This window comes from Luteibacter sp. 9133 (assembly GCF_000800155.1).
GTDB classification, from domain to species: domain Bacteria; phylum Pseudomonadota; class Gammaproteobacteria; order Xanthomonadales; family Rhodanobacteraceae; genus Luteibacter; species Luteibacter mycovicinus.
On record NZ_JUHO01000001.1, the window covers coordinates 885,724 to 902,003 of the forward strand.

Consider the following 16,280-nt stretch of genomic DNA (forward strand, 5'->3'; position numbering starts at 1 on the left):
TGCCGCGCGGCGTGCCGCCGCCAGGAGATCAGTCTACGCCGGGTGCGCGCGGGCGAGGGTAACGATCAGGTGAAGAGGGCGCGCCGCGACGCGACTCGACGTAGTAGATCGGCCGGCGCTTGGATTCGGCGTAGGTACGGCCGATGTACTCGCCGATGACGCCCAGAGCCAGCAGCTGGGCGCCGCCCAGAAAGAGGATCACCACCAGCAGTGTGGGGTAGCCGCGTACGGGGTCGCCCCAGATGCACACCTTGAGCAGCACCCATACGCCGTAGAGAAAGGCCAGGCCCGCGGCGGACACCCCGAGCCAGGTGGCGATACGCAGCGGTGCCGTGGAGAACGAGGTGATGCCCTCGACGGCGAGGTTGCCCAGGCGCCAGTAATTCCACTTGGTCGTACCGGCGTGGCGGGCGTCGCGGTGATAGACCACGGAGGTCTGCCGGTAGCCGATCCAGGCAAACAATCCCTTCATGAATCGCTGGCGCTCGCGCAGGCCGTGCAGTGCCTCGACCGCGCGGCGCGAGAGCAGGCGGAAGTCGCCCGTGTCGCGCGGAAGCGGTGTGTCGGCCACCCGTTCCATGACGCGGTAAAACGCCGCCGAGGTGAACTTCTTGAAGCGCGTCTCGCCGTCGCGCTCGCCGCGGGTCGCGTAGACGACGTCGAAGCCTTCGCGCCAGCGGGCGATGAGGGTGGGGATGAGCTCGGGGGGATCCTGCAGATCCGCATCGATCACGACGACCGCGTCGGCATCCGCGGCATCGAGACCGGCGGTCATGGCCGCCTCCTTGCCGAAGTTGCGCGACAAGCGCAGCGCGACGACGCGGGCATCCGCCCGGGCGATGCGCTCAATCAGCGACCAGGTCTCGTCGCGGCTGCCGTCGTCGATGTAGATCACGCGCGCGTCCGCGTCGAGCCCGTCGAGCACCGCGGCGATACGTGCGTGGAAGTCGTCGATGACCTGCGCTTCGTTATATGCCGGGACGACGATGGCCAGTGAATACGTCATGGTGGCGCTCAGCGTACGCGACCGGCGACGGGGGCCGGGCGAGTAAGGTAGGCCGGGCCGCCGAGCTGGCTCATCTGCTGCGAGATCCACGCCGCGCGCCGCTGGACGTAAGCGCTGGGCGCCTCGGCGTGGAAGCGGCGGGGATTGGGCAGGACGGCCGCAAGCCGGGCTGCCTGCGACATACCCAGGCGATCGGGCGTGGTGTGAAAGAACGTGTCGCTCGCGGCGCCCACACCGTAGATGCCGTCACCGAGCTCCACGATGTTCATGTACACCTCGAGGATGCGCTGCTTCGGCCACAAGGCCTCGATGAGCACGGTGAAATAGGCCTCGGCGCCCTTGCGCACGAAGCTGCGGCCGTTCCACAGAAACAGGTTCTTGGCGACCTGCTGGCTGATCGTGCTGGCCCCGCGCAGGCGCTTGCCCTCGTCGGCCGCGTCGATCGCGTCCTGGATGGCATCGACGTCGAAGCCGTGGTGATAGGGGAATTTCTGGTCTTCGCCAGCGACCATGGCCAGGCCGACCTGGGGCGATACGCGCTCCCATGGCACCCAGTGGTGACGATAGGTGAAGCCGCTCTCGCCGGTGACCAGCGCGGCCACCCGGCGCTCCATGATCATCGCGCTGGTCCACGGCGGCACGAAGCGCAGCACGAAGACCACCAGGACCGACAGTGCGACCCACGAGGCGATGAGCAGGCCGGCGAGATGGACGATGCGGCGGGGCAGCGAGCGGGGCGTCGGGCTCATGAGGGCACGCGGAAGGAGGATGGCGCAGTATAAAGGGCCTGTGCCCATGCAGGCTTGTCGCCGGGCCGACCCACCCCCATCTCCCGTCGGATCACCAGGAGGCCACCGTGACCGATTCGATCGTCGATACCCTTGCGTCCGAGGACGTGCTGCACCGCTTCCTGCTCGAGAAGGCGGGTGTGCGCGGCGTACTCGTGCGGCTCGGCGCCAGCTGGCAGGACATCGCCTCGCGCGTCGATTACTCCGCGGAGCTTCGCGACACGCTGGGGCAGGCCGTCGCGGCATCCGCGCTGCTGACCGGCAACGTCAAGTTCGAAGGCTCGCTGTCCCTGGAGTTCAAGAGTCAGGGCGCGCTGCGCCTCCTCTTCGCGGAATGCACCGACAAGGGCCGCCTCCGCGGGCTGGCGCGATTCGACGACGGCGACATGCCGGTGACGGACGGCAAGCTCGATCTGAGCGAGCTGCCCGACGCCGCGCTCGCCATCACCATCGGCCAGATCGACCGCGGCCGCTATCAGGGGCTGGTCGACCTCGACACGTCGTCCCTCGCCGAGGCGCTGGAGAACTACTTCCTGCGGTCGGAACAGCTGCCCGCGCGCATTCTTCTCGCGGCAGATGGCGTGCACGCGGTTGGCCTCATCCTGCAACCGGTAGCGGGAGAGGGCGGACACAGCGCCGCTGAACAGGACGACGACGCCTGGGAGCGTGTCGGTCACCTGACGGCGACGCTGAGCGCCAGCGAGATGCTGTCGACGCGGCCGGAGGAGCTGCTGTTCCGGCTCTATCACGAGGAAACCGTGCGCCTGTACGAGCCGAAGCCGCTCGCGTTTGGCTGCACGTGTTCACAGGAGCGCGTGGAAGGCATGTTACGCGCGCTGGGGCGCGACGAGGTCGAGGCGACCCTCGAGGATCGCGACGGCGAGATCGAGGTGATCTGCGAGTTCTGCGCCACGCGGTATGTGTTCGATCGCGTGGATGCCGAGCGTCTGCTCACGCAGGCCGAGACCCCTCCCGCCCCCTCGACGCTGCAGTAAACCGCGCTCAGGCATCCAGCGACAGTGGCGCTCCCAGCCACTTGCTCGCTGGCTGTGGCTGCGCGAACAGAAAACCCTGACCGAACCGGCAGCCGATACGCTGCAGTACCCGCATCTGCGATTCGGTTTCGATGCCTTCGGCGATCACCTGCATGCGCAGCGAGTCCGCCAGCGCCTGGATGGCCCGGACGACCGCCGTGCTATGCGCCTGATCGTCTTCCGCTGGAAGCTCGATGACAAACGAACGGTCGATCTTCAGCGTCTCGATCGGATACTGATGCAGATAGCTCAGTGACGAGTACCCGGTACCGAAGTCATCCAGCGCGATGCCGACACCGTGCTCGCGCAGGTGCTCGAGAATACGTTTGACCTGCGCCGGATTCTCCAGCAGCGCGCGCTCGGTCACCTCGACGCGGATACAGCGCGCGGGTACGCCGTGCTGTGCGAACAGGTCCAGCAACCGCTGATCGAGATCGGCCGAGCGGAAATGACTGCCCGACACGTTGATGCTGATGAAGCCCTCGTCGCGCGTAAGCGCACGGGCCTGCCGCGCCACCTGCTCGAAGATCTGCCAGTCGATCGCCTCCGAACAACCGGTGTCCTCGGCAACCGCGAGGAATTCGCCGGGCGGAAGCAAGCCGCGCTCGGGATGGCGCCAGCGCAGCAGCGCCTCATAGCCGACGACGCGTAAGGTCGCCAATTCGACGATCGGCTGGAAGAACGGCACGAACTCATTGCGGGTGATCGCCCGCCGGAGGTCGCCCTCGAGCTCGAGCAGCGAAAGCGCTTCACGGCGCAGGCGATCGTCGAAGACGGCGGCGCGATGGCGTCCCTCGTCCTTCGCGCGATACATGGCCGAATCGGCGTCGCGCAGCAGTTCTTCCGGTCGCGTGTATTCGGGCGTCGGCAGCGCGATACCGATGGATGCGGAGGTGAAGATCTCCTTCGCGCCCAGGCGGAAGGGTGTCTGCAACTGCGCGATGATGCGCTCCGCGATGTGCGTGGCCGCCTGCGGATCGGTGATGCCCTCGACCAGCACGGCGAACTCGTCGCCGCCCAGACGCGCGACGACATCGCGCGTCTTCAGGCAGGCACGCACGCGTCCGCCGACCTGGAAGAGAAGATCGTCGCCGACCAGATGACCGACCGAGTCGTTGATCACCTTGAAACGGTCGAGATCGATGAAGAGCACGGCGAACAGTTCGCCGGGGTTCTCGCGGTAATGGTTGAGCGCCTGCTCGAGTCGCTGCAGGAGCAGCGTGCGGTTGGGCAGGCCGGTAAGCGAGTCGTGCAGGGTTTCGTATTTCAGCCGGCGTTCGACGCGTTCGCGCTCGGCGATCTGCTCGCGCAGGTCACGGTTGGCCAGCGCCAGGGCACGGGTGCGCTCGGTGACGCGTCGCTCGAGGCTGGCGTAGGCCTGCTTCAGCGATTCGGTCGTGGCGTTGGCGATGTGGTAGCTGACGAACGTCAGCAATTCCTGGTCGCGCGCGCTGTACGTGTGTTCGGGCGAATAGCTCTGCACCGCGAGCACGCCCATCGACTTCTCGTTCCAGATCAGCGGAACGCCCAGCCAGTGCAGTGAGCGCGCGCCGCTGGTGGAAAGGACCTGGTCGCGATTGAGGCGGTCGATCTCGTCGCGATCGGCCAGCAGCGCCTTGCCGTTACGCAGCACGAATTCGGTGAGGCCACGCCCCAGCTCGCGCGGCTCGCGCACGCCATCGAGTTCGTCGACGGAGTAGGGGAAGGTCAGCTTGTTCTGGTCTTCCGAGAGCAGCGCGATATAGAAGTTGCGCGCGTAGAGCAGGCCGCCGATGACGCGATGCACGGCGGCATAGAAGTTCTCGATACTGTCCGACGTATTGGCCAGTTCGGCGATACGGAACAGGGCCGCCTGCAGGCGTTCGCCGCGCTGACGCTGCAGGACCTGCTGGCGCAGCACGCGGTTGGCCTCACGCAGGGCGGCGGTTCGCGTGGTCACGCGTCGTTCGAGTTCCTCGTGCGCCTGGCGTCGTTCGAGCGCCGTCTGCACGTGCTGCGCGACATAGGTAAGGAGTTCGCGGTCGTTTTCGCTGTAGTGCGTGTCGTCCCGGTAACTCTGCACCACCAGGGCGCCCACCACGTCGTCACCGCGCTTCATCGGTACGCCGAGCCAGTCGTCGCTGGGCGGGCCGATGGCCACGCGCGGACCCGGGAGGCTCTTTTCCAGCTCGGAGCTGGCGCCCATCATCGAACGCCCGCTCTGCAGCACGTGCCAGGTCAGGGAGTTCTCGATCGCGTCGATCAGGCGGATGCCTTCGGGATCCGGCGTGTCGTCGTCGACCGTATCGACGAAATACGGAAAGCGTACGGTCCGGTTCTGCGCGTCGTACAGGACGATGAAGAAGTTTTCGGCGTACATGAGGCTGCCCACGATGCTGTGCAGCGCACTCATCATGTCCTTCATGTTGTGCTCGGCACCCGCCTGCTCGGCGATGGCGTAGAGCGCGCGTTGCAGCCGTTCGGCCAGCGCCAGGCGCGAGATCGCCTCGTAAAGATTCGCGGTTTCCGCAAGCTGGCGTAGCCGGGCGGAGGCAAGCCTGCCCAGCCAGGACACCATGTCGATCGAGGCGGAGGCGTCGCGATCGTCGGTGCCGAAGCCCAGCGTCCGCCCTGACTGCGGGTCGACAGCGAGGTCGAGCGTGGTGCCGGCCGCCATCGGCGCGTCGTCGACGCGCAGCCAGGAGACCCGGGCGTCGGGCAGGAGGCAGCGCGCGAATGCCTCGCACTCGTCGCGGACCCCATCGGCATCGGCGGCTCTCAGCAGACGCTCGACGGCGTCATGCAGCGGCTCGACCTCCCCTGTGCCGGGTGTTTGCGATGTCGGGCTTTGGGATGGAGCTATGGTCATCGCCTGACGAAGATTCCGGTCGTGGTCGGGCCAGTCTATATGCGTTAACGCAACCGTGCGATGGCCCTTGCAGGTTGCCGAACCCGTTGCGCCCCACGCGCCGCGGTTCCCCCTGTCGTACTAAACGGCAGGTAATCTTTTTCCTGAACCTCGACCGCTCCGGGGTGTTAGTAAAAAGTAAAACGGGGTATAGTCGAGCCGTCCTCGTCGGGCTGAAGGCGGGGGCACGGGGAGGAAACCTTCAGCCGCTTACGACCAGACCCGACATGCGCCGATCCTTACTCACGTTGCTACTTCTGATGCCGCTCGCCGCGGCAGGTCAGAGTGCGTCGGTGGGTCCGGACGCCACGGCGTCCCGTCTGCTGGCCAAGCAGCCGGATGCCTACGCGCAGACGAGCCAGGGTTCCTTGCCGCTGTGGCGCGCCCCCGATGGCCGGATGCTCGCCGTCCAGGCCGACGATCGCGCCGATCCCAGCAAGCCGTTGGCCCTCCACGCGGTCGATGCCGGCCCTTTCCTGTCCAGTGGCCTGCAGTACGATCTCGGCCCGCGGCTCCAGGCCCACGCCAGTGTCAGCGGGCAGGGCTGGGCGAATTCGGCCGAATCCTGCGCCGCCGCGGCGCCGGGTGGGCTCGACAACCGTTGCTACACGCCGGGTGCGCCGCCGCGCATTGTCGGCAGCGAAGTCGGCGCGACCTACCGTGGCACGGGTTACAGCCTCGGTCTGGGCGTCGGTTCGAGCCGTCCGACGGGAGGTGGCGCGGCGCTCCCGCGTGTGCTGCCGGGCCTGTCGACCGCATCGGGCCTTCCCATCAGCGCCCTTTCGTCCAGCACCGAGCTCAATGCTCACGGCAGGGTCGATCTCGGTGCGCGCAGCGGTATAGACGTCGGCGCCAGCGTCGGTCGCATCCGCCTGCTGCCGGGCAATCTGCTGGGCATCGGTTCGGTCGACCAGAAAGCGCTGAGCTTCGGCGTCGACCGCGGTTCCGTGTCGGGCGCCATCACCGGCCGCACCATGCAGCCGGAAGCCAACATCGTGAATGGCCTGAACCCGGATCGCCGCTGGAGCGCGGTGGACCTCGGCGTCACCTTCCGCCTGCCATGGCGTGGCGAGCTCTCGGTCGGCGCACAGAACGTCTGGTCCTCGGGCAACGCCCCCGCGAGCCCGGCGGGCCCAGAGCCCGACTCCTCGCGAACGCCTTACGTCCAGTACCACCAGGACCTCTGAACGAACCCGCCGCAAGGCGGGTTCTTCGTTTATGGCGCTGCGGAGGGCAGCCCATCCGGTGGACGCCGGCCGTGCTGACGATCCCGCGGCGGCTGGTCGGCTGGCCGGCTTGGCGGCAATGGCTGGGCTCGGCTCGGCTTGCGCCATCGCGTTTGGCTTTGTCGCGGCGTGCGGTGTGGTCGGTAAGAGCCGGCGGGGGTGACCCTCGAGGCCACGCCTTCGGCGACCCCTCAGGGAAAGGCCGCTACCGCGGCCGTGTATCAATGGCCTTCGGCCGGGTCGGGCTTCGCCTGGGGGTTTTCGAGTCGGCTGTCCCTGCCTCCCCGAAAACGGCCGGTCATCCCTGACCGGCCCCGCCTGCGCGGCCTTGTCCAGTCGAAGCCCTCGCCTGCGGCTACCGGCCTCGAGGGTCACCCCCGCCGTCTCTTTGGTGTACCGAGGAGGGTTGGTGGTCGAGCGGGGTGTGGCTTCTTCGCTTCGTTGGCTTTTCGCGCGCAGGGCGCGCTCCTACAGGCCGCCATGTATCCCCCCATTGCGGTCGCCGTGCGGTAGGAGCGAACCCTGTTCGCGAACCCTCAGCCTCACTAAGGCGAACGAGGCGATGCGCTCAGGCAAGCGAGCGTTCCGATCCAACGAAGCGCACCGCCGCTCGACCCCACGCTGCCTCAGTCCCCGAAAGAGCCGGCGGGTGCCACCCTCGCGTCCGGTAGCCGCAGGCGAGGGCGCCGACTGGAAGAGGCCCGCAGGGGGCCGGTCAGGGATGACCGGCCGTTTTCGGGGAGGCAGGGACAGCCGACTCGAAAACCCCCAGTCGGAGCCCGACCCGGCCGAAGGCCATTGATACACGGCCGCGGTAGCGGCCTTTCCTTATGGGGTCGCCGCAGGCGTGGACGCGAGGGTGGCACCCGCCGGCTCTTCAACGCGACACCACACGCCGCAGTAAAACAAGCCGAGCCGTAAAACAACACCGCCCTTTACCGACAAACTCCGTCCTTCACCCATCGAAGCGCCTCAGCGCCCCTGGCCCCTCAACCGCACGTCGCCGCTGAACGACTCGACGTGAATGAAACCGTTGCCACCGCCCAGGGTGGTCTTCAGTTCCTTACCCGGACCATCGTCACCCTTGGACGGGCTGCCGAAGTCGCTGCGGATCTCGCCGCTGAAGGTCGAGGCCTCCAGCTTTGCCGAGGTGTCGGTCGGCAGCTGCAGCTGGACATCGCCACTCATCGAGTCGACGTTGATCTTGCCGTCGCGTGCCGGGCCACCGGTGACCTGGGTGTCGCCGGAGACCGTGCTGAAGCTCGCTTCCTTCCATGGACCACCACCGATCGTCATGCGGCCGGAGACCGTCTGGGCCTCGACGCGCTCCGTGACCTGAGGTGCCGTGATGTCGCCGGAGACGGTCTGCAGTTCGGCCTTTTCCGAACGGCCGGCGAGGTCGATCGTGCCGCTCACCGTCTGCATGCTGACGTTCGGCGATCGCAGGTTGGCGCGAATGCGACCGCTCACGGAGTTGATGTCGATCTTGCCGCCGTCGAGGCCGTCGACACTGACGGGGGCGCTCACGACATTGATATCGATGGAGACGCCGCGCGGCACGCGCACGTTGAGTACCGTGGGCTGCATGCGGGTGTCGTTGCCCCAGCTGAACCAGTTGCCTTTCTTCTCGTCGCCATCGACATGGATGTCGACGTTCTGGTCGTTGCCTTCGATCTCGAGCGGACGGGCGCCGTCGCCGAGCGTGCCGGAGACCTGCACCTGATTCTTGTCCCAGGCGGTCACCGTGACTTCGCCTTTGACGTTGTCGATGCTTACCTTCGCGGTCGGACGGATGTCTTTCGACAGGTTGATCGGTGTCGAGGCGAATGCCTGACCGATCGAGAGCGCCAGCAGCAGGGGAGTGAGGTAGAGCGTTTTCATAGCGGTTTGTCCTGGCTGTTCGCGTTAGCCGGCTTGCTTTTCAAAATTGCGCAGACGATCGCGCTGGCGTTCGGTACGTAGCAGCAGGCGCTGCAGCGCGGGAGAGTCGGGGGAGTCCTTCATGGCCTGAGTGAGCTCCATGTGGGCTGCGTCGAGTTCGACCGCCGCGCCGGACAGGCGCGGATCGGCCGGCTTCCAGGGCTGCGTCGTGCTGGCCATGCCATCGCTGCCGGTGGGCCTGGCCAGATGAAGGCCGACGCCGCCGCTCAGGACCGCGACACCGGCGATGGCGGCGGCCATCAGCCAGGGCTGTGCGCGACGCCGACGCGGCTGAGCGATTACGGGCGCTTCGCCGAGGCGGGCGTCGATATCGGCCCACAGGTCGCGATGCGGCGTGACCGGGCGGTTGAGCGAGCGCATCTGGCGCAGATAGTCGAGTTCGTTCATGGCGTCTCTCCCAGTGCGCGGCGGAGGAGCCCGCGCGCACGGTGTAACTGTGCTTTTGAAGACCCCACCGCCATGCCCAGCTCGATGGAGATCTCTTCGTGTTTCCAGCCTTCCACGTCGTGCAGTACGAGAACCGCACGGGCCCGCGGTGGCAATGCCGCGATGGCCTTTTCCAGCTCGTCGCGCTCGATGGCGCGGACGGGATTGTCGGTGGACGTGATGTCCGGCAGATGTTCGTCGTCCATGATGGTGACGGGGTCGGCGTTGCGGGCGCGTATGGACATGAGTGCGACGTTCACGGCCAGACGGTAGACCCAGGTGCCGAAGGCGCTTTCGAAGCGGAAGCTTTCCAGCTTCTGCCAGGCGCGGACGAAGGCCTCCTGGGTCAGGTCTTCCGCACGGGCGTGATCGAAGGCGGCCAGGCGCAGTACCGCGCCGTAGACCCGGTCGGCGTGCCGACGGTACAGCGTCTCGAAAGCCTTGCGGTCGCCACCGATCGCCGCGCGTACGACGTCGTCATCGGTCGATGCGACGGGCAGCTCAGGCTGCATGAAGGACGTGGCGGCGAGGCATAGGGCATTCATCTTGCCAGCTTGGATGCGGGCAAGGGGAAAACGGTTTAACGGGGGCGGCCACGCCGCCACCGCTGGAGCGCGCCCTGCGCGCGAAGGGCATGCCGTAGTCAGGCCGCGTCGGGGGCGGCCTTCGCGCGCGAGGCGCGCTCCTACAGGGCGCTGGCTCTAGGCCACATCGGTTTCCCGGGTCTCCATGGCTTTCTGCAAAGCCTCGCTGACGCGTACCCGCTCAGCCTTCAGCCGCGCCGGCATCCGCTCGCCGAACCCATCGAGATAAAGGTCGATCGCCCTGAGTTCTTCCGTCCAGCCCTCCAGATCGACGTGGAGCAGCGCGTCGAGCGTCGCGGGCGCCACGGTGAGTCCGTTGGTATTGAGTTCGGCCTTCGCGGGAACCACCCCGATCGGCGTCTCGACACCCTCGGCCTTGCCGGCGACCCGCTGAATCATCCAGTCCAGTACCCGCAGGTTCTCCCCATAACCGGGCCACATGAAACGCCCTTCGCCATCCTTGCGGAACCAGTTGACGTGGAAGATCCGCGGGAGTTTCGCGCCTGGTTTGTCGAACGAAAGCCAGTGCGCGAAGTAATCGGCGAAGTTGTAGCCGCAGAACGGCTTCATCGCCATGGAGTCCCGACGGAGCACGCCGACCGCACCGGTCGCCGCTGCCGTGGTTTCGGAGCCCATCGCCGCTCCGATCAGTACGCCGTGCGCCCAGTCTTTCGCTTCGAAGACCAGCGGCACCAGCGAGGGGCGACGTCCGCCGAAGACGATGGCCGAGATGGGTACGCCTGCCGCGTCCTCCGACTCCGGCGCCCAGCTCGGGCACTGCCTGGCGCCGACGGTGAAGCGCGAGTTGGGATGCGCGGCAGGGCCATTGGCATGATCGAACCCACGCCCTTGCCAGTCGGTCGCCGGCTCGCCGTCGCCGAGGCCTTCCCACCACGGCCGGTTGTCGGCGGTCAGCGCGACATTGGTGAAGATCGCATCGTGTCCCAGCGTCTCCAGCGCGGTCGGGTTCGTGCCCGCGCTCGTGCCCGGTGCGACACCGAAATACCCCGCCTCGGGATTGATCGCCCAGAGGCGCCCATCGGCACCCGGCGTCATCCAGCAGATATCGTCGCCGACGGTCCAGACCTTCCAGCCCGCCTTCCGGTAACCCTCGGCCGGAATCAGCATGGCCAGGTTGGTCTTGCCGCAGGCGGATGGGAACGCCGCGGCGATGTAGTGCTTCTCACCCTGCGGGTTCTCGATGCCGACGATAAGCATATGCTCGGCGAGCCAGCCTTCCTGACGTGCCTGATAGCTGGCGATGCGCAGGGCGTGGCATTTCTTGCCGAGCAGCGCATTGCCGCCGTAACCGGAGCCGATCGACTTGATCGAAAGCTCCTCGGGAAAATGCATGATGAAGCGGCGCTCCGGGTCCAGGTCGCCTGTCGAATGCAACCCTTTGACGAAGCGACCTTCGCGCTCGATCCGCGCCAGGGCAGGGGCGCCCATGCGCGTCATGATCCGCATGTTGGCGACGACGTACGGGCTGTCGGTGATCTCCACGCCGCAGCGGGACAGCGGCGAGTCGATCGGTCCCATGCAATAGGGAATTACATACATGACGCGCCCGCGCATGGCGCCGGCGAACAGGGCGTCGATCTTCGCGTGCGCGTCCGCAGGCGCCATCCAGTGATTGTTCGGACCGGCATCGTCTTCGTCCGGCGTGCAGACGAAGGTCAGGTGCTCGACGCGCGCGACGTCGGACGGATGCGAGCGATGCAGATAGCTGCGCGGGTTGGTCGCCTCGTTCAACGGCACGAGATCGCCGCTGGCAAGCATCGTCTGGATGAGGTCGGCGTATTCGCCTTCCGAGCCGTCACACCAGCGAACGGAGGCGGGGTCGGTCAGCCTTGCGACCTCGTCCACCCATCGGTTCAATGCTTCAAGAGAACTGCCGTTCGAACGCATCCGTTGTGGTCTCCAGGTAAAAGTCCCTGAAGACAGTAGTTTGCGCTTCGTGGTATTGGCAAGGCACGGCGCAACAAATCGAGCCGTACCCCTGTAGGAGCGCGCATCGTGCGCGACCCTCTCGCCTCAGTCGTTCACATGCGCCGGCGTCAACGTCGCAATCATGTGCTCGACATACGCATCGAACTCCTCATGACTCAGGCGCGGCAGACCCAGCGTGAAGTTGAGCTGCAGGAACCCGACATAGGCGGCATACGTCAGCCGTGCACGGTGCAGCGCCACCACGGGATCCAGGCCCGCTTCCTGATACAGCCGCGTGAGGAACTCCATACGCCGCTGCGACACGCGCGACATCACCGGCACCACCTGCGGATGATCCAGCGCTTTGAGCAGGGCCGCGTAGACGCGATGCGGCTGCATCTCGTGGGCCACGCGGCGAAAGAGCTCCGGAAAGCGCTTCAGCGGGTCAGGGATGCGCTCGATCTCGGCCAGCACCTCGCGTTCGCCGTACTCTTCCCAACGCTCCAGCGCGGCCTGAAGCAGGGCTTCGCGCGTGCGGAAGTGCCAGTAGAAGCTGCCTTTGGTCACGCCGAGCCGGCGCGCGAGCGCCTCGACGGCGAGGGCGCCGACGCCTTGCTCGGCGATAAGGGCCAGGGCGCCGTCTTCCCAGTCTTCGGCGGAGAGGCGGACTCGTTCGTTCTTGGCACCGTCGTTCATCGGCGCATGGTAGCGGAGCCGTCGCCGTTTGCAATCCGTGCCCTTCGGTGCATGCTGCATAAGACCTTGACTTGGCTGTTATTGCATGACCGTACGCGGGCGTATTGACGCACCCGGCGACCCGCTACATACTCCGCCGTATGGTTGCCGATCCCGTCCACGTCAGTTCCGCCAAGGCGAGTCTCGTCTCGATCGACGGGATCGTGCTCGCGACCGAGCGCTGGCCGGGCGAACGCTCGCCAGGACTGCTGTTCGCTCACGGCTTCGGGCAGACCCGGCACGCCTGGACCGGCGCGGCGCGTACGCTTGCGGCGCAGGGCTTCGATGCGACCACCTTCGACGCCCGGGGCCACGGCGAGAGCGAGCGCGTCCCGCGAGGCGAATACCACATGGAGCAGTTCGTCGGCGACCTGCTTGCGGTGGCCGGCGTGGCGACCTCGCCGGACGGCCGGCCTCCCGTCCTGGTCGGTGCCTCGATGGGCGGCCTGCTCGGCCTGATCGCGGCGGGCGAGTCCGGCGGTACGTCGCCGTTTTCGGCGCTGGTTCTCGTCGACATCACGCCCCGTTGGGAAACCGCCGGGGTCGAACGTATCCTCGGCTTCATGCGTGCGCAACCTGACGGTTTCGCGAGTTACGACGAGGCGGCCTCGGCCATCGAGGCGTACCTGCCGCAGCGCCGCGAGCGCAAGACGGAGTCGCAGCTGAAGCCGCTGCTGCGGCCGGGTAGCGACGGACGCCTGCGCTGGCACTGGGATCCGGCTCTGCTCGACGGCGTGGTGGCCGAAAGCGAGCGCTACCAGCCGCGGCTTTTCGAGGCCGCCGCCAACGTCGACGTCCCCGTGCTGCTGCTTTCCGGTACGCGCAGTGACGTCGTCTCCAGCCACACCGTGGAAGAATTCCTTCGCCTCGTGCCGCATGCGCGTCACGTGGCACTGCATGATGCGACCCATATGGTCGCCGGGGATGCGAACGACGCGTTCACCCGCGAGATCGCGCGCTTCATGTTCGAGCTTTGATCCACCGTTTCACGCATTGTCTATCCGCTGTTTCCACTGTTCGACTGTAACGAGGTGATTCCGATGTCTGCGATCCTGGTTGTGCTGGCGGCGCTCATCGCCTCCGGTGCCTGCGCTTACCACCGCACGTCCCTGAAGACGTGGGCCATCGCCACGGGTGTCACCATCGTCGTCGTCGGCTTGCTTGCCGGCGCGCCGGTGACCACCGTCGTGCTGCTCATCCTGCTGGCGCTCATCGCCGCGCCCCTGCTGATGGTGGATTTCCGCCGCAAGAAGATCAGCGCGCCGCTGCTGTCGATGTTCGCCAAGGTGACGCCGAAGCTGTCCGATACCGAACAGACCGCGCTCGAAGCCGGCACCGTCGGTTTCGAAGGCCAGCTGTTCTCCGGCAAGCCGGAATGGTCGGAACTGCTCCGCCAGCCGAAGCCGGAACTCTCGACCGAAGAGCAGGCCTTCCTCGACGGCCCCGTCGAAGAACTCTGCAGCATGATCGACGACTGGCAGATCACCCACGAACTGGCCGACCTGCCGCCGAACGTCTGGGAGTTCATCAAGAAGAACAAGTTCTTCGGCATGATCATTCCCAAGAGCTACGGCGGCCTGGGCTTCTCCGCGCTGGCTCACTCGGCCGTGCTGCAGAAGCTGTCCAGCATGTCGCAGACCGTCGCCTCCACCGTGGCCGTGCCCAATTCGCTCGGACCGGGCGAGCTGCTGATGCACTACGGCAGCGACGAGCAGAAAAATCATTACCTGCCGCGTCTGGCCGACGGCCGTGAAATCCCGTGCTTCGCGCTGACCGGCCCGTACGCAGGTTCGGACGCCACGTCGATTCCGGATTTCGGCATCGTCACCAAGGGCACGTGGAACGGCGAAGAAACCGTCGGCATCCGCCTCACCTTCGACAAGCGTTACATCACGCTTGCGCCGGTCGCGACCATCGTCGGTCTGGCCTTCCGCATGTACGACCCGGACAAGCTGCTGGGTGAGAAGGAAGACCTCGGGATCACGCTGGCGCTGCTGCCGCGCGAAACCCCGGGGCTGGAAATCGGTCGTCGCCATTTCCCGCTCAACACCCCGTTCCAGAACGGTCCGGTGCACGGCAAGGACATGTTCGTCCCGCTGTCCGTCCTCATCGGCGGTCCGCACATGGCTGGCCAGGGCTGGCGCATGCTGGTCGAGTGCCTGTCGGTGGGTCGCGCCATCTCGCTGCCGTCCAACGCCACGGGCGCGTCGCGCATGGCGGTCTCGGCGACGGGTTCCTATGCCCGTATGCGTAAGCAGTTCGGCCTCGCCATCGGCCGTTTCGAAGGTGTGGAGGAAGCACTCGCCCGTATCGGCGGCCTGACCTACGCCATGCAGGCGCTGTCGCGTGCCACGGCCGCGGCGGTCGACCGCGGTGAGAAGCCGGCCGTACCGTCGGCGATCGCGAAGTATCACGCCACGGAATGGTGCCGCCAGATCGCATCCGACGCGATGGACGTGCACGGCGGCAAGGGCGTCATCCTCGGTCCGAAGAACTATATGGGTCGCGGCTGGCAGTCGGTGCCCATCGCCATCACGGTGGAGGGCGCGAACATCATGACGCGCAGCCTGATGATCTTCGGTCAGGGTGCCATCCGCTGCCATCCTTATGTCCTGAAGGAAATGCAGGCCCTCGGCATCGCGGACTATCGCGAGCGTCTGAAGACCTTTGACAAGGCGCTGTTCGGTCACATCGGTTTCGGCTTCTCCAACGCGGTCCGCAGCTTCGTGCTGGGCATCACCGCGGCGAAGATCGGCGACACCGCGGGCGATGCGTATACCCGTCGCTACTACCGCAAGCTCAACCGTTACTCCGCCGCGCTGGCGCTTTGCGCCGACGTCGCCATGGGCGTGCTGGGTGGCAAGCTGAAGTTCAAGGAAAAGCTGTCGGCCCGTCTGGGTGACGTGCTTTCGTACCTCTACATCGCCAGCGCGATGCTCAAGCGCTACGAAGACACGGGCCGTCCGGAAGCGGATCGTCCGCTGCTGGCCTGGGCGTTCCACCAGTGCGTCTGGAACATGCAGATGGCGCTGGACGGCGTGATCCGCAACTTCCCGGTCCGCCCGGTAGCCTGGCTCCTGCGTGCGCTGGTGTTCCCGTTCGGTCGTCGCGAAGTGCCGCCGTCGGATCGCCTCGGCCGTCGCGTCGCCGCGCTGATCACGGCGCCCAGCGAAGCCCGCGATCGTCTGACCACGTGGAGCTACCTGACGCCAACGCAAAACAACACCGTCGGTCGCATGAACGCGCTGCTGCCGGACGTCATCGCCGCCGAGCCGGTGGAGCGCAAGTTCGTCAAGGCGCTCAAGGGTGGTCAGCTGAAGGCTCACACCTACAACGAGCAGCTCGCCGAAGCCGAGAAGCTGGGCGCCATCAACGCTGCGGAGCGCGATCTGCTGCAGCGTGTCCGTGACGGCGTCGCCGAGTTCATCTCGGTCGATGACTTCGACAGCGAACAGCTGCGTGCGAACGTGGTGCGCAATGCGGAAGCGATGAAGAAGGTGCGCGCGGCATAAGTCGTTCGCATCGCTTCACGGAAAAGGCCGCGAGGGATCGCGGCCTTTTTTTGTTTTGGTGGAAGCGGGCTCGGCTTTGCCCTCGCATTTGCCTCAAAGCATCGCCTTGCGGCAGGGGAGTCGCCGGCTCCCTTGCGTCAGCGCGCAAGTACGAAAGCGATGGCGCAGCCGAGCCCTTAGAGTCCCCGAATGATGCGATGTCGGGTCGCGAG

Annotated in this window: 12 protein-coding genes; 4 read left to right on the forward strand and 8 right to left on the reverse strand. The window is 66.5% G+C overall.

Going from position 1 to position 16,280, the window contains the following annotated elements; translation table 11 throughout:
- Positions 1 to 28: 28 nt before the first annotated feature.
- Both FA87_RS03670 and mtgA read right to left on the reverse strand, forming a co-directional pair.
- Positions 29 to 1,006, reverse strand: coding sequence for a glycosyltransferase family 2 protein (locus FA87_RS03670; protein ID WP_052191131.1), 978 nt, complete (start codon positions 1,004 to 1,006; stop codon positions 29 to 31).
- Positions 1,007 to 1,014: 8 nt separating this feature from the next.
- A complete protein-coding gene (mtgA, locus tag FA87_RS03675; RefSeq protein WP_043697334.1) occupies positions 1,015 to 1,755 on the reverse strand; it encodes a monofunctional biosynthetic peptidoglycan transglycosylase in 741 nt (246 codons plus the stop codon).
- A 107-nt stretch (positions 1,756 to 1,862) separates the two neighbouring features.
- Between mtgA and FA87_RS03680 the strand changes: the two genes are divergently transcribed.
- Positions 1,863 to 2,789: an Hsp33 family molecular chaperone HslO gene (locus FA87_RS03680; protein ID WP_239708965.1), complete on the forward strand. Its 927-nt coding sequence runs from the start codon at positions 1,863 to 1,865 to the stop codon at positions 2,787 to 2,789.
- A gap of 7 nt (positions 2,790 to 2,796) precedes the next feature.
- Here the strand turns inward: FA87_RS03680 and FA87_RS03685 are convergent, their stop codons facing one another.
- Positions 2,797 to 5,676: an EAL domain-containing protein gene (locus FA87_RS03685; protein ID WP_043692510.1), complete on the reverse strand. Its 2,880-nt coding sequence runs from the start codon at positions 5,674 to 5,676 to the stop codon at positions 2,797 to 2,799.
- 266 nt (positions 5,677 to 5,942) lie between these two features.
- Between FA87_RS03685 and FA87_RS03690 the strand changes: the two genes are divergently transcribed.
- Positions 5,943 to 6,902 carry a hypothetical protein gene (locus FA87_RS03690; RefSeq protein ID WP_043692512.1) on the forward strand — a complete coding sequence of 320 codons (960 nt, stop codon included), beginning with the start codon at positions 5,943 to 5,945 and terminating at the stop codon, positions 6,900 to 6,902.
- A 1,011-nt stretch (positions 6,903 to 7,913) separates the two neighbouring features.
- Here FA87_RS03690 and FA87_RS03695 read toward each other — a convergent pair.
- The 5 genes from FA87_RS03695 to FA87_RS03715 all read right to left on the reverse strand — a co-directional run bounded on the left by FA87_RS03695 (position 7,914) and on the right by FA87_RS03715 (position 12,517).
- Positions 7,914 to 8,822 carry a DUF4097 family beta strand repeat-containing protein gene (locus tag FA87_RS03695; RefSeq protein ID WP_043692515.1) on the reverse strand — a complete coding sequence of 303 codons (909 nt, stop codon included), beginning with the start codon at positions 8,820 to 8,822 and terminating at the stop codon, positions 7,914 to 7,916.
- A 24-nt stretch (positions 8,823 to 8,846) separates the two neighbouring features.
- Positions 8,847 to 9,269, reverse strand: a complete 423-nt coding sequence (locus FA87_RS03700; protein WP_043692517.1) for a hypothetical protein — start codon at positions 9,267 to 9,269, stop codon at positions 8,847 to 8,849.
- Positions 9,266 to 9,820 (reverse strand): sigma-70 family RNA polymerase sigma factor, encoded by a 555-nt coding sequence (locus FA87_RS03705; protein WP_036115678.1) that lies wholly within the window; start codon positions 9,818 to 9,820, stop codon positions 9,266 to 9,268. The genes FA87_RS03700 and FA87_RS03705 overlap by 4 nt, the downstream gene beginning before the upstream one ends.
- A gap of 189 nt (positions 9,821 to 10,009) precedes the next feature.
- Positions 10,010 to 11,800, reverse strand: a complete 1,791-nt coding sequence (locus tag FA87_RS03710) for a phosphoenolpyruvate carboxykinase (GTP) (protein ID WP_043692521.1) — start codon at positions 11,798 to 11,800, stop codon at positions 10,010 to 10,012.
- 126 nt (positions 11,801 to 11,926) lie between these two features.
- Complete coding sequence (locus FA87_RS03715; protein WP_036115672.1) at positions 11,927 to 12,517, reverse strand: TetR/AcrR family transcriptional regulator; 591 nt, start codon at positions 12,515 to 12,517, stop codon at positions 11,927 to 11,929.
- 140 nt (positions 12,518 to 12,657) lie between these two features.
- Between FA87_RS03715 and FA87_RS03720 the strand changes: the two genes are divergently transcribed.
- Together FA87_RS03720 and FA87_RS03725 are read left to right on the forward strand one after the other, a co-directional pair.
- Entirely contained in the window at positions 12,658 to 13,533 is an 876-nt protein-coding gene (locus FA87_RS03720; RefSeq protein ID WP_043697337.1) for an alpha/beta hydrolase, read from the forward strand.
- 63 nt (positions 13,534 to 13,596) lie between these two features.
- Positions 13,597 to 16,068: an acyl-CoA dehydrogenase gene (locus tag FA87_RS03725; protein WP_043692524.1), complete on the forward strand. Its 2,472-nt coding sequence runs from the start codon at positions 13,597 to 13,599 to the stop codon at positions 16,066 to 16,068.
- Positions 16,069 to 16,280 lie beyond the last annotated feature (212 nt).

Excerpts from the sequence above, each read along its gene's own strand:
- FA87_RS03670 (WP_052191131.1), bottom strand. The coding sequence starts at position 1,006 with ATGACGTATTCACTGGCCATCGTCGTCCCGGCATATAACGAAGCGCAG.
- mtgA (WP_043697334.1), bottom strand. The coding sequence starts at position 1,755 with ATGAGCCCGACGCCCCGCTCGCTGCCCCGCCGCATCGTCCATCTCGCC.
- FA87_RS03685 (WP_043692510.1), bottom strand. The coding sequence starts at position 5,676 with ATGACCATAGCTCCATCCCAAAGCCCGACATCGCAAACACCCGGCACA.
- FA87_RS03690 (WP_043692512.1), top strand. The coding sequence starts at position 5,943 with ATGCGCCGATCCTTACTCACGTTGCTACTTCTGATGCCGCTCGCCGCG.
- FA87_RS03695 (WP_043692515.1), bottom strand. The coding sequence starts at position 8,822 with ATGAAAACGCTCTACCTCACTCCCCTGCTGCTGGCGCTCTCGATCGGT.
- FA87_RS03700 (WP_043692517.1), bottom strand. The coding sequence starts at position 9,269 with ATGAACGAACTCGACTATCTGCGCCAGATGCGCTCGCTCAACCGCCCG.
- FA87_RS03705 (WP_036115678.1), bottom strand. The coding sequence starts at position 9,820 with ATGCAGCCTGAGCTGCCCGTCGCATCGACCGATGACGACGTCGTACGC.
- FA87_RS03710 (WP_043692521.1), bottom strand. The coding sequence starts at position 11,800 with ATGCGTTCGAACGGCAGTTCTCTTGAAGCATTGAACCGATGGGTGGAC.
- FA87_RS03715 (WP_036115672.1), bottom strand. The coding sequence starts at position 12,517 with ATGAACGACGGTGCCAAGAACGAACGAGTCCGCCTCTCCGCCGAAGAC.
- FA87_RS03720 (WP_043697337.1), top strand. The coding sequence starts at position 12,658 with ATGGTTGCCGATCCCGTCCACGTCAGTTCCGCCAAGGCGAGTCTCGTC.
- FA87_RS03725 (WP_043692524.1), top strand. The coding sequence starts at position 13,597 with ATGTCTGCGATCCTGGTTGTGCTGGCGGCGCTCATCGCCTCCGGTGCC.